The 12,895-nt window shown below is 70.8% G+C and carries 14 protein-coding genes; 10 read left to right on the top strand and 4 right to left on the bottom strand.

Annotation, left to right across the window (positions count from 1 at the left end):
- Positions 1-130 precede the first annotated feature (130 nt).
- From Q7X29_RS17170 to Q7X29_RS17135, 8 genes are all read left to right on the top strand, one after another.
- Complete coding sequence (locus Q7X29_RS17170) at positions 131-817, top strand: TVP38/TMEM64 family protein (protein WP_316574706.1); 687 nt, start codon at positions 131-133, stop codon at positions 815-817.
- A gap of 56 nt (positions 818-873) precedes the next feature.
- Positions 874-1,818, top strand: a complete 945-nt coding sequence (locus Q7X29_RS17165) for a glycoside hydrolase family protein (RefSeq protein ID WP_316574705.1) — start codon at positions 874-876, stop codon at positions 1,816-1,818.
- A 302-nt stretch (positions 1,819-2,120) separates the two neighbouring features.
- Entirely contained in the window at positions 2,121-3,548 is a 1,428-nt protein-coding gene (locus Q7X29_RS17160; RefSeq protein ID WP_316574704.1) for a condensation domain-containing protein, read from the top strand.
- A 2-nt stretch (positions 3,549-3,550) separates the two neighbouring features.
- Positions 3,551-4,807, top strand: coding sequence for a glycosyltransferase (locus Q7X29_RS17155; protein WP_316574703.1), 1,257 nt, complete (start codon positions 3,551-3,553; stop codon positions 4,805-4,807).
- Entirely contained in the window at positions 4,804-5,766 is a 963-nt protein-coding gene (locus Q7X29_RS17150; protein ID WP_218720003.1) for an ATP-binding cassette domain-containing protein, read from the top strand. The genes Q7X29_RS17155 and Q7X29_RS17150 overlap by 4 nt, the downstream gene beginning before the upstream one ends.
- A gap of 29 nt (positions 5,767-5,795) precedes the next feature.
- Positions 5,796-6,617: an ABC transporter permease gene (locus Q7X29_RS17145; RefSeq protein ID WP_218720002.1), complete on the top strand. Its 822-nt coding sequence runs from the start codon at positions 5,796-5,798 to the stop codon at positions 6,615-6,617.
- Between the two features lie 10 nt (positions 6,618-6,627).
- Entirely contained in the window at positions 6,628-8,016 is a 1,389-nt protein-coding gene (locus Q7X29_RS17140; RefSeq protein ID WP_316574702.1) for a hypothetical protein, read from the top strand.
- 34 nt (positions 8,017-8,050) lie between these two features.
- Positions 8,051-8,212, top strand: coding sequence for a hypothetical protein (locus tag Q7X29_RS17135; RefSeq protein WP_316575411.1), 162 nt, complete (start codon positions 8,051-8,053; stop codon positions 8,210-8,212).
- Between the two features lie 76 nt (positions 8,213-8,288).
- On the opposite strand, the gene Q7X29_RS17130 is transcribed toward Q7X29_RS17135, so the two are convergent.
- Positions 8,289-9,005, bottom strand: a complete 717-nt coding sequence (locus tag Q7X29_RS17130) for a hypothetical protein (RefSeq protein ID WP_316574701.1) — start codon at positions 9,003-9,005, stop codon at positions 8,289-8,291.
- A 260-nt stretch (positions 9,006-9,265) separates the two neighbouring features.
- Here Q7X29_RS17130 and Q7X29_RS17125 point away from each other — a divergent pair, with 260 nt between their 5' ends.
- Positions 9,266-9,607 carry an LSm family protein gene (locus tag Q7X29_RS17125; protein WP_218719991.1) on the top strand — a complete coding sequence of 114 codons (342 nt, stop codon included), beginning with the start codon at positions 9,266-9,268 and terminating at the stop codon, positions 9,605-9,607.
- 21 nt (positions 9,608-9,628) lie between these two features.
- On the opposite strand, the gene Q7X29_RS17120 is transcribed toward Q7X29_RS17125, so the two are convergent.
- The 3 genes from Q7X29_RS17120 to Q7X29_RS17110 form a co-directional block, all read right to left on the bottom strand.
- Positions 9,629-10,615, bottom strand: coding sequence for a PucR family transcriptional regulator (locus tag Q7X29_RS17120; protein WP_218719990.1), 987 nt, complete (start codon positions 10,613-10,615; stop codon positions 9,629-9,631).
- 96 nt (positions 10,616-10,711) lie between these two features.
- Positions 10,712-11,083, bottom strand: coding sequence for a YybH family protein (locus Q7X29_RS17115; protein ID WP_218719989.1), 372 nt, complete (start codon positions 11,081-11,083; stop codon positions 10,712-10,714).
- A gap of 69 nt (positions 11,084-11,152) precedes the next feature.
- A complete protein-coding gene (locus Q7X29_RS17110; RefSeq protein WP_316574700.1) occupies positions 11,153-11,722 on the bottom strand; it encodes a hypothetical protein in 570 nt (189 codons plus the stop codon).
- Between the two features lie 627 nt (positions 11,723-12,349).
- Here Q7X29_RS17110 and Q7X29_RS17105 point away from each other — a divergent pair.
- Positions 12,350-12,883 carry a hypothetical protein gene (locus Q7X29_RS17105; protein ID WP_218719987.1) on the top strand — a complete coding sequence of 178 codons (534 nt, stop codon included), beginning with the start codon at positions 12,350-12,352 and terminating at the stop codon, positions 12,881-12,883.
- The last annotated feature ends 12 nt before the right edge of the window (positions 12,884-12,895 follow it).

The raw sequence follows: 12,895 nt of genomic DNA, 5'->3' as shown, positions 1-12,895 counted from the left end.
GATCCGGCAGCATCAGCCCAGCAGCGGAATACTGCGGCGAACCAGGATGTGTCCGGTTCTTACATGATGCTAACTGTGACACCCTGTCCACTCGCTCCGGCCATCCCCTACCGGCCGGTACGCTTATCCGGTGTCCCGACTGATCCGCTCCCCGCGCCTGCTCATGGCTCTGGCCGGGATCGCCGTGCTGTTCGTGGTGGCGATGATGGTTCCGCTGCCCGGCCCGCAGCAGATCAGGGAGTGGGCAGGCGGCGCGGGTCCGCTGCTGCCGCTGCTGTTCTTCCTCTTCTACGCGCTCGTCGCGGTGGCGCCGGTGCCGCGCACGGTGCTGACGGTGACCAGCGGTGTCCTGTTCGGTCCCGTACTGGGGTCGACCGTCGCGCTGGGCGCCACCGCGATCAGCGCGACGCTGGCGCTGCTGGGCGTGCGCGCGGTCGGCCGCGACCGGGTCGCCGAGCATCTGCACCATCCGGCGGTCCGCGCGATCGATGACCGGCTGGCCCAGCGCGGGTGGCTCGCGGTGGCAGCGCTGCGGATGATCCCGCTCGCGCCGTTCTCGATCGTCAACTACTGCTGCGGCTTGTCCTCGGTGCGGGTGCTGCCCTATCTGGCGGCCACGCTCGTCGGGTCGGCGCCGGGCACGATCTCGACGGTCGTGCTCGCCGGATCCCTGGCCGGCCCTACCGATCCGATCGCGGTCACCGTCTCGGCGGTCTGCCTGTCGCTGGGCCTGCTCGGGCTGGCCCTCGACGCGAAGATGCCGGTCACGGCTCCGCCGACGGCCTCGGAGACCGAGCCGGTGGCGGCGCGCGGCTGAACCCGTGCGGCGCGTCTGCGTCGCCGGGGCGGTTTCCCCTCGGATAATCCCAGGTCATGGCGATGACAGTGGGCCGACGATCCGCACTCGCGCTGCTGGCCGGGGTGCCGCTGCTCGCAATGGGAACCGCGCGGGCGCAATCGGCGCTGGGGCCCGGTGTCGGGATCGACCCCGAGCGCACCCCCACCCGTTACACGATGACCGCGTTCCGCGCCGACAGCGATACGACGCTGGCGGTGTACGAGTCGGTCGACGGCACCGAGTTCACCCCGGTCAGCGAGCACGCGTATACCCCGCCCACCGGACTGGTCCGCGATCCGAGCATCCTGCGTCACACCGACGGCCGCTATTACCTCACCTACACGATGGCCGGTGACGCCACCGCGATCGGCCTGGCCCACAGCCTCGACCGCATCACCTGGACGCCCATGGCGCCCGCGCCGATGCTGGTGCCGGGCAGGCTCGAAGGCGCGTGGGCGCCGGAGTGGTACGCCGACGCCGCCGGCCGCGTCGCCATCATCGTCTCGCTCACCTGGGGCCACGGGTTCACCCCGCATCTGCTGATCCCGCTCGACGCCGGCCTCACGACCTGGGCGCCGCCGGTGCCGCTGCTCGGGCTCGGCCCCGCCCGACCGGGTTCCCTCGGCCATATCGACACCACCCTGGTCCGGTGGGACGGACGGTTGTTCGCCTTCGTCAAGAACGAGGACACCAAACTGATCGAACTGGCCGTGGCCGACCGTCCGGTCGGGCCCTATACCTTCGTGGCGACCGGCGACTGGGCCGGCTGGGGTGGTCCGAGCGAGGGTCAGTCGGTGGTCCGGCTGCCCGACGGCGGGCACCGGATCTACCTCGATGCCTACACCGACGGCCGCTATGTCGTCAGCGACAGCTATGACGGATTCCGCTCCTGGACGCCCCCGATCGAGCTCCCCGGACTCTCCGGCGTGGTCCGGCACGGCACCGTGCTCGCCGAGTTCGGCCCGACTTTCACGACATAAGCGCAGGTCATAGCCGATTCACCGGTTCGGTCGTGGACTTTCTGAACTGAAACCCCCTTACTTCAGGGGCACCGGGTTACGCTGGGGATCCGGGACAATTTGAAAGTGAGCTTCTTCACATAGACCAGTTGTGACTAACGCGTATTTCAGAAAACTCTCAGAGTTATAGACTCGGGATAGCCCAGGGTTCGCCAGCTACATCCGGTGCGGGATCCAGAGCAACATCCGGTGACGCGACCGCGGTCACCGATATCCCCGTTCGCGCCGTCTTCGGCATGCACTGCACCTCGAGGTGACCCCGCATGGAATACACCCATCTGTCCGAATTCACGATTCGCTCCGGCGCCCTGTCCATCTGGACACCGGAACTGGCCACCGCCGACTCGTGGTATGACGACGAACGCCCCCTCGCCAGCGTTCACTCCCAGTACCTCGGCTTCCTCGATCCGGAGGATCCCACCCCCGGTCGCGGCCGCTGGATCGGCACCATCTTCGAGATGGACGCGCCGCTGGACGCGCAGGTGTGGGCCAGGACCCTGGAACTGTGGCACGACCGCCACGAGGGTTTCCGCACCACCGTCGCCCCCACCGGCGACGGCGACTACCACCGGGTCACCACCGCTCCCGGCACCGTGCGGGTCACCTCGGCACCGGTGCCCGAGCTCACCGACGGCGAGCTGATCAACGAATTCCTGTGCGACGAGCTGGAACTGCGCCTCTCGCCGCTGGTCTGGCCGCATCTGCTGGTGGCCACCGTCGCCCACGACACCGACGACTTCACGGTCCTGGTCGCCGCCGATCACTCGGTGCTCGACGCCTATTCCCAGGCCGTGCTGATCCTCGAGCTGCGCACCCTCTACACCGCGGTGCGCGACGGCGGGGAGATCCGTGATTCGGCCACCTTCGGCAGTGCGGCCGACTTCGCCGCCGTCGAACGCGCCGCCGCCGAGGAACTGACCCTCGACTCCCCCGCCGTCGCCGTGTGGCGCGACTTCGTCGGCACCCCCGGCTCGCCGATGCCCCGCTTCGCCGAGGGCATGGTGGCCGCGCTCGACGGCGAGCACGCCCAGCCCAGTGTCTCGCGCACGCTGCTGACCCTCGACCAGCTCGAGGAGGTCGAAGGGGCGCTCGACCGGCTCAAGCACCGGCTCTCGGTCACAGTGTTCGCCGCGCTCGCCGCCGCTTCGCGAGAAGTGTTCGGCGACGACCGTTTCCGCACCATCATGCCGATCGCGACCCGCCCGGACCTGACCTGGCTCGAGTCGATGGGCTGGTTCGTCAATGTCGTCCCGGTCGACATCACCCTGCCCGCCGGCGCCGACATGGGCGCCGCGCTCGAGATCACCCGGGCCGCCCTCAAGCGCGCCCACATCTGCAATGACGCCTCCTGGGGCCGGTCGCTGGCGATGGCGGGTGCGCTCGAGGGCCCGACCTTCGGCGCGTCATTCCTCGACATCCGGATGCTGCCGGACTACGAGCTGGTCGCCGACCTGCGCGGACGCACGCTGCGGGCGGTGTCGTACTCCACCGACGAGGTGTACTTCTGGGTCGTGCGCGGTCCGGAGGGGCTCTACGTGTCCACCCGCTACCCGGCCGGGCTGCCCGCCGAGGTGATGGACCGGTTCCTCACCGAATTCGCCAGGGCCATCTACGCGGTCACCACTCTCGCGGCGCCCGTCACGAACGCCCCGATCGCCGACTCCGCGTCGGCAGCGCTGAGCGCGGGCTGACGATGCGCGCACTGCTGGCCTTCACCGGCAGCCGCGGCGATGCCCAACCGGGCATCCTGCTGGCCCGCGAGCTCCAGGCTCGCGGGCACTCGGTGACGCTCGCCCTGTCCCCCAACCTCGTCGACTTCGCCACCGCGCACGGCATTCCCGCGGTCGGCTTCGGTCGCGACAGCGCCGAACTGCTGCGCACCCAGCACGCCGACCGGCGTTTCCGCAGCCCCAGCCCGCGTCAGCGGCTGCGGGCCGTGCTGGATCTGCAGCGCCGCGGCGTGGCCGAAGCGGTCCGTGACCTGCTCGCGCTCGCGCCGGGCCACGACGTGCTGGTGACGGGCATGGCGGGCGAGGAGGCGGCCGAGAAGGCCGCCCGGCGGGTCGGCTTGCCGCTGGCCGCGGTGCACTTCTTCCCCATCCACCCGAATCGCTCGGTGCCCGTGGTACCCACCGCGTGGGGAGCCAGGATTCCCGGCGCGCTCAACCGGCGGATCTGGTCGGGTCTGCGCTGGGCCCGCGATGCCGCGCTCGCCGAACCGCTCGCCGAGTTCGGCATCGTGGAACACCCCCTGCCGCAGCGGGTCTCGATCCAGGCCTACGACATCGACCTGTTCCCCGGGCTCGCGGCCGAACTACCCGATCGGCATCCGATCACCGGCTTCGCCGTCGATACCGACGGATTCCTCGGCGGCCCGGCCGATCCCGCGTTGACGGCGTGGCTCGACGCGGGCGCCGCACCGATCTATGTCGGCTTCGGCTCGATGGCCGTCGACGATCCGGCGGCGCTGGTGGCGATGCTGCGCACGGTCTGCGCCCGGCGGGGCGGGCGACTGCTGCTGGCCGCGGGCTGGGCCGGCATCGAGCCGGAGCTGTCCGCCGACGTCGCGATCGTCGAACAGGTCGACCACGCCGCGGTGTTCCCGCGCTGTGCCGCCGCGGTGCACCACGGCGGGGCGGGCACCACCGCCGCCGCGCTGCGCGCCGGTGTGCCCCAAGTGATCTGCTCGATCCAGGCCGACCAGCCGTACTGGGGACAGGCCCTGGCCCGCCTCGGACTGGCCGACACCCTGCGCGCCGCCGAGCTGACCGCCGAGCGGCTCACCACCCTGCTGGACCGAGTCGCCGACCCGACCGTGGTCTCGCGCGCCACCGCGTACGCGAACCGCTTCCCCGACCACGGCGTCGCGCTGGCCGCCGACGAGGTGGAACACCTCGTCCCCCTGACGTTCTCGACCCCCGAACTCGACCATGCCGGGAGGCACCGGTGACCACCGACATCGCGGTCCGCACCAGCGGACTCGGCAAGTCCTACGGCGACTTCACCGCCGTCGGCGGCATCGATCTCAGCATCCCGGCGGGCTCGGTCTTCGCGATGCTTGGCCCCAACGGCGCGGGCAAGACCACGACGGTCCGCATGCTGGCGACGCTGCTGCGCCCCGATCGCGGTAGCGCCGAGGTGTTCGGTTTCGACGTGGTCCGCGAGGCCACCGCCGTGCGCTCGATGATCGGGCTCACCGGCCAATACGCCTCCGTCGACGAAACCCTCACCGCGGGTGAGAATCTGCGCCTGTTCGGCCGCCTGCTCGGGCTCTCCCGGCGCGCGGCCGCCGCGCGCAGCGACGAACTGCTCGCGGAGTTCGAGCTCTCGGCTGTCGCGCGCCGCAGCGTCTCGGCCTTCTCCGGCGGGATGCGCCGCCGCCTGGACCTGGCCGCGACGCTGATCACCGTGCCCCCGCTGATCTTCCTCGACGAACCCACCACCGGCCTGGACCCGCACACCCGCGACCGGATGTGGGGCATCGTGCGCGGTCTGGTCGACCGCGGTGCGACCGTGCTGCTGACCACGCAGTACCTCGAGGAGGCCGACGCGCTGGCCGACCGGATCGCGGTGATCGACCGGGGCACGCTCGTCGCCGAGGGCACTGCCGCCGAGCTCAAGTCCTCCATCGGCGAACAGGTGCTGCGCCTCGACATTCCCGACACCGCGGACCTGCGCCGCGCCGAGGCGCTGATCCAGGAACTCACCGGCGAGGTCCCCGAGGGCTCCTCGACCGGCACGCTCACGGTGACCCTGCCCGATGTCGCGCTCGGCGCCGACATCGTCGCCGCCTGCCGCGCCGCGGGGCTCACGCTGCGCGGGTTCGCGGTCGACCGGCCCGATCTCAACGAGGTGTTCCTGGCACTGACCGGGCACGCCCGCACCGCCGACACCGTCGACGCGGCATGACCGCCCTTCGTGAAAGGTCGAGCAACGCCATGACTCTCACCACGACCACCACGACGCCGCCGCAGGTCGTGCGCGCGCCGCGGATCACCCGGGTCGGCGCGCTCGCCGCGCTGCACCATGCGCTGATGATGGCCTGGCGTGGCCTGCTCACCTTCCGGCACAGCCCGCAACTGCTCTACGACGCCATCCTGCTGCCCATCGTGGGCCCGGTGCTGTTCGGCAGCATCTTCGGCACCGCGATCGCGGGCAGCATGGACGCCTACCTCCCGATCATGATCCCGGGCGTGCTGGTGCAGATCGTGCTCACCTCCTCGGTCGCCACCGGCGTGCAGCTGTCCGAGGACATCCATTCGGGAGTCTTCGACCGCTTCGTCGCCATGCCGATCGCCCGTTCCGCCCCGGTTGCCGGAGCGTTGCTGGCGGGCACGGTGCGGTACCTCATCGCCGCGACGACGGTGGTGATCGTCGGGTTCTGCATGGGCTACCGGCCCGAGCACACCGCGGGGTTCCTCGCCGGCGCCGTACTGGTCGTCGTCGCGACCACCGCGATCAGCTGGCTGTTCGCCTTCATCGGCGCGACCGTCGCCCGGCCCGCCGCCGTCCAGGGCATGTGCATGCTGGTCCTGACCTTCCTCGGCTTCGCCTCCAACGCCCTGGTTCCCGAGGAGTCCATGCCCACCTGGATGCAGCACGTCTCGGACGTGAATCCGGTGTCCTACCTGGTCTCCGCGGTGCGCGAGCTGGCCGCCGCGGGCACCGTCGGTGCCGACGCGTGCTGGTCGCTGGTGGCCTCGGTGGTCGTCGTCGCCGTCTTCGCGCCGCTGACCGTGCGCACCCTCCGTTCCCGATGAGGAGTTCCCGATGACCGTCACCTCCCCCGCCGTCGCGGCCGTCGCCACCGGACCGGCCGGCCTCAACCGGATCACCGCCGACGACGACCTGTTCTTCAAACTGCACAGCCTCTACCCCAACGCACTGGTCAACCAGCTGGCCTACCGCTTCGACGAGCAGCTCGACCCCGAGCTGCTGCGGCGCTGGCACGCGCACCTGGCCACGGGGTTCATCGCCCGTAAGGTCCGCACCACCCGGTTCCCGATCGCGCGGGCGCACTGGGAGCCCGCCACGGAGTCGATGCCGCTGATCTGGACGCCGACACCGCTGCCCGACGACCGGGTGCTGGAGTGGTTCCTCGAGCAGGCCGCGGTCGAGTTCGACCCCGAACGCGGCCTGGTGTGGCAGCTGGCGGGCGCGCACACGGAGTCCGGCGGCACCGTCGTCACCCTGGTCGCCTCCCATGTCGCCTGCGACGGCGGCGGGATGATGCACGCGATCGTCGATTCGCTCGACCGACTCAACCGGGGCGAGGATCCCGACCGCGCCGCCAGCGCGGGCAATCTGGTGGGCCCGGTCGCCGGCCGTGGCCGCTTCGCCGCCGACCTCGCCGACGCCACGGGGCAGTTGCGCGCGGTCGCGCGCGGTGTCCGCGCGGCGCGGCGCGCTCGCGGTGTCAGCGAGCCCGCCCGCAATCCGCGCCCGGCCGAACCCCGCCTCCCGCACTCGGAGACCTGGCAGGCCGCCGAGACGATCGTCCAGGTCGACCTCGCCGACTGGGACGCGGTCGCCGCGGCCAACGGCGGCACCACCAACGGCCTGCTGATCGGCGTCGCCGTCGGTCTGCTCGGGCGCAGTGGCCGCATCGCCGACGGTGCCGAGGTCCGCGTGGACATCCCGCACTCGATGCGGGTGGCCGACGATCCCCGGGCCAACGCCACCACCGGGCTGCCGATCAGCGTCACCTACCGGGCGGGTGAGCGCGCCGACCTGCCCGCGGTCCGCGCCGCGCTCAAGGCCGCAGGCCTGGCCTACCGCAATCCCGAGACCATCCCGCCGATCCAGCACCTGCAGCCGGTCCAGATGCTGCTGCCGAAGGTGGTGCTGCACAAGTTCGCGCGCACCGCCAAAGCGCCGGAATGCCTGTGCACGAACATGGGGCGCACCGCCCAGAACATCGCCGTCCTCGGCCCGCACCGGGCCCGCGACGTCATCATGCGACCGGTGGTCAACCCCGGCCCGGTGGAACTGTTCCGGCAGGTGGAAGTCGGCGTCAACCTGGCCTTCTCCTGCGACGACGACACCGTCACCCTGGTGGTCACCGGGGGCGATCCCGACCGCTTCCCGACCCGCGCGGCCCTGCAGGACCTGCTCGCCGCCGAGTTCGCCGACTGGGGCCTGACTCCGCGCTTCTGGTGAGGTGAGCGCCGCTGCCCGCGGCTATCGTGGAGCCGTGGGCATCATGGGCGAGCTGTTTCCGGGCAAGAAGCTGCAGAACGAGGGCAGCGGCGACAGCGACGGGCAGGATCACGATCCCCGGCTGGCCGTCGACCTGGACGCCGGTGTCATCCGGCTCTCCTCACCGATCGGCCGGGCCCCGGCCGAGGACGAGTAGCGCCCGCGCCGCAACCGTCGAATTCCGCTATCGGTGCGCGGAAGGATAGCGCCGCACGGCACGCCACCGCCGCGGCTCATCCCCTGAGCAGGTCCGCCGGTCGTCGCAACGCGCCGAAGAGCGGATCGTCGTAGACGGTGGGTTCGACGACCGGATCGGGCACCCGCAGCAGGTCGGCGTTGCTCACCTCGGCCCAGTCGTATCGCTGGTTCTCACACAGCAATTCGACCAGCGACACCGACGACACGGTGTCGTCGAGGCCGAAATCGGCGAAACCGTCCGCGGCGAGCACCGCGCGAATGTGCTCGACCGAGGTCGGCCGGGTCGCGTACGCCAGGGCGAGGAAGGGCCGCAGCGGCTCACCGAACTCGGGGACCCGCTCCCGAATCCACACCTCGGTCAGCGCGCGGGTGAGGTCCTCGCGGACCTCGAGCAGATCGGCGGGCAGCTCGATCGGCAGACGGATCGAGTCGGCGGCAACCACGGGAGCGCCGAAGGTGAGCTGGAACGGGGCGCGCTCGGCGAGCGCGGCGCGCGAACCGGCGACCAGCGCCGCGAGATGCACTCCCTTGACCCCGTCGACGAAGCCGATGCCCTGGACCCCGATCCGCAGACGGCCGGCGTCGACGGGTTCGAAGCCGGGCAGCCTGGTCAGGGTCGGCGCGAAGATCTCCACCAGCTTGTCGGCGACGGGCTGGGTCGGCGTGACCTGCCAGTCGTAGAAGGACCGCCCCGGCGTCCATCCCGGCCGCCACCACCAGCGGCTGGCAACCGTCATCTCGCTCGCGCTCATCGACCCACCTCCCGATCTCGGCCGCTCGCCCCAGCGACTACCCGGTTGACCGGCACGTCTGTCCGCGAACAACAGATTCGGCCAGTTCACCCCGACGTACCGGACACGATCGGCAACCCGTCTGCGATGCCAGTTACCTGTCAGCGACGGTATTACCCGGCGAGGTCGACCCGCAACACGGCGAGACCGTTCCGTTGCACCTTCGATCCCGAGTCCACGCTGTGGACCGCGGCCTGTCGGCGCGCACTACACTGGCCCTCATGCCAGTTCGTCGGCTGATCACGCTGTGCGCGTTCGCCCTCCTGTTGCCCTTCGCCGCCACCGCCTGCACCATGACGGGGCCCGGCACCACCTCCGAATGCAATGTCGGCGGGTGCACGGTGACCTTCGAACGCGGCGTGAGCGCCAAGGCGTCGGTGCTCGGGATCGATGCCGAACTGGTCGCCGTGAACGGCGACATGGTGACGCTGAGCATCGGCGGTCAGCAGCTGACGGTGCCGGTCGGGCAGTCGCAGGCGGCCAACGGCATGGACGTCCGGGTCAGCGAGGTCACCCAGGACAAGGTCGTCGTCGTGCTGTCGACCGGTCTGAACCAGAACTGACGTGCGGCGAAAGCCGCTGCGCTACACCGGTTCCGCACTGCGGTAGCTGCGCGCGACCAGCGCCGACCGCAAGCGCCACAGCCCGTGGCTGCGGGTCGCGTCGCAGCCGGTCAGCCGGGCGATGCGCTCGAGCCGGAAATCGACGGTGTTGGGATGCACGTGCAGGGCGCGCGCGGTGCGCTGCCGGTTCACGTCGTGCGCGATGTGGCACTGCAGGGTGGCGAACAGTTCGGGGTGCTCGTCGAGCGGATCCAGCAGGGCCGCAAGGAAATCCCGCCCGGGGCCGGGCCTGGTCAGCTGGTATTCCAGCGCCAGGTCGGCGAAGTGGTGCAGCCGGCCGTCGACGCCGAGCCGCTGCACCATATCGAGCAGACTGTGCGTCCGGTCCGCCCAGGTCGGCAACGCGTCACTGGGGCAGTGCGCGACCGCCGCGGTGATCGGCACTCCCGCGGCGTGGGTCAGCGCGGCGAAGAGCGGCTCGAGTTCGTCGGCGTCGACATCGCCGGGAATCAGCGCGGTGCCGCCGTCGCCGGTCAGCAGCGACAGCGCGGTGCCGTCGGACCAGCGGAACAATTCGGCGCGCATCTGTTCGAGCCTGCGCCTGGCCTGCGCGCGGTCGGGACGCACCCGGCCCGCGGACTCCGGATGGTCGGCAACGGCCAGCGCGAGGACCCAGTAGTGCGACGCGATCTCGACCCCGCAGCGCCGCGCCATGGTCGCGGTCGCGCTGCCGTCGAGCAGGGCCGCCGTGATCGCGTGCACCGCGCTGTGGTGTTCGCGCAGCACCGCGTAGCGCAGCACCGTCTCCAGAGAGACGCCCTGGCGCACCCACGCGGCGACGACGTCCTCGATCTCGGCGGCGCCCACCGTGTCCTCGGCCTCGGTGAACGCGGCGACCAGGCGTTGCACCCGGCCCGCGTCGTCTCCGTGCGCGGCGATCGGCATCGTCGTGCGCCACTCGCCGTCGGAGCCCGACGCCCGCGCGAGGACGGAATTCGACCTCGTCATGTACAGGCCTCCTCGATGTTCTGGTCCCGACCCGAGCACCACGCTACGGAGAAGGCGGTGCCGCCGATGTCCAACATTCTGGACACCGCCGACCGCTCAGCCGAGCACGTTCGGCTGGTCCAGGATCCAGCGCCAGCTACCGTCCGGCTGCCTGCGTGCAACCTCGACCGTGGCCCCGGTTCCGCCGGGCAGCCGCGACGAGGTGAGCGCGAGATCGCCCGCGCGTAATGCGGGCGCCTGCGCGCCGAGCTGAAAAACCGGCCGATCCGCGATCAGGCGCGCGTAGGCGGCTCTGATCTCGGCGATGCCGGTCGCCACCACGCCGTCCGGCAGGGCGAGCACCGCCTCGGATTCATACAGTTCGACCAGGCCGTCCACGTCACCGGCATTCAGCCGTTCGACCACCAGCCGGCTCAGATCCTCCGGACGCCGCGCTCGTTCGCGCACACCGTCGACACTGTCGGTCATCGTCACCCTCCTCGACATGGGCTGTGCGCCAACGGTAACGCCGGGGTCCGACAGAACCGGACGACCGTCTCAGTGCTCGTCGTGCAGGTCGACGGAGTAGCGGTACCAGTTCCCGTCGAACGGGATGTAGACGGGCTGGTAGGTGGCGGGGGCGTGGACCGGCGGCCGCGCACCGTCGGGAAAGTAGGCCAGGCCCCCGAGCGAGTCCCCGATCCGGAACAGGCAGCCGCCGTCGCTCGCGGCGACCGAGTGCACCCGGACGACACCGATCCAGCCTGCCCGGGTCTCGTCGCACCCCGCGCGGGCCACCTCCGTCACCGCCGATTCCGACAGCCACCACGCCACCCGATCCGGAATCCCGGCCACGGCGGCGCCGATGCCGGCCGACACCACCAGCGGCGCGACCAGCACCGTGCCGTAGCGCCGGTAGCGCGCGCACCCGATCGGCGCGCACACCATCCACAGCACCCCGGCGACCAGCAGCGCGAGCCCGCCGCCGACCGTGACCAACAGGTCGAACTCGGTGGCGTCGTTCAGGACGAGGACGCCGATCGCTCCGGCCGCCAGCACGATCGACGTGCGCATCGCCAGCACCCAGCGCCGGGGCGCCGGCGCGGCCTCGGTGTCCACGGTCGTCATGGGCCCACCCTACAAACGCACCAGCCGGAAACGGCGAAACCCCTGAAGGCCCGGGGCTTTCAGGGGTTTCGCGCGCACAGATCACACCGTCACAGCGGCGGGAATCCCGCCGAGCCGGTCGCCATCCAGTTCCAGAATCCGGCGGCACGGTTGACCAGCAGGGCAATGACGTCGAGAGCAGTGCTTCCCATCAAGCTTCCTCACATTCGGATGAACGATTCGCTTGCCCACCATAGCAACTCGTGACCGCCGATCACGAGGCGATCTCGAAGCACTGGAGCATTACCAGCCGGACCGCGCGCGCATTCGTTTCGCCGACAACGCGATCGCCGTTTCAGCAGGTGAGGGCGTCGACGGAGCGAAATCGGCGCGGGCAGCGAGTTCCGCGCATACCGGGTGCGCCGGCCGATCAATTTCCGGCCGGGCCGCAATTTCCGCGGGTGGCGGGCCACGAATTCTCGCCGTCGACATATTCGCCGCACGTGGCGCGGCGCGCACCGACGCCGCGCCACGGCGGCGCCGGAGGGCGAACCTCCTCGCGGCCGTGGCGAACCGCGAATACAGTACACAGGGAGCAAACCTTTCCGACGTGAGACCGGTAGCGCCCGACGAACACGGTGAGGACAGATGGACGGCACCACCCACGAGCTGTTGCACAGGCCCCTGTTCTCCCGGGTCCCCCTCGATCAGCGCAATGCGGCCAGTCGCATCAGCGCCTATATCTACGGCAACGTGCTGATCCTCGCCGCCTTGATCCCGGTCGCGCCGTCCACCGAGGACGTCGGCATCCTGGTCGTCCTCGGGACCGCGGTGTCGACGTTCATCGCGCATTCGTTCGCCGAGAGCGTCGGGCAATCGGTGCGGCAGGGCATGGCGATGCCCGCCGCGCAACGCTGGGCGAACCTGCGCGATTCGCTGCCCATCCTCACCTCGGCGGTGCTGCCGTGCGCGATTCTCGCGGCCGCGGCCTTCGGGTGGCTGCAACCACGCACCGCGCAGATCCTGGCGGAGGTCGCGATGCTGGTACGCATCGCGGGCATCGTGTTCGTCATCCGGCGGCTGCAAGGCCGGCGCCCCGACCGATCGGCACTGACCGGAGCGGTCGTGCTGGGCTGCGTCGCCACCACCGTGGTGGCGGTCAAAGTCATCCTGACCCACTGATCGCGAGGAGGA

Source organism: Nocardia canadensis, assembly GCF_032656385.1.
Classification (GTDB): Bacteria; Actinomycetota; Actinomycetes; order Mycobacteriales; family Mycobacteriaceae; genus Nocardia; species Nocardia canadensis.
The sequence above is the reverse complement of the archived record's forward strand: the minus strand, read 5'-3'. Positions and strand labels throughout refer to the sequence as shown.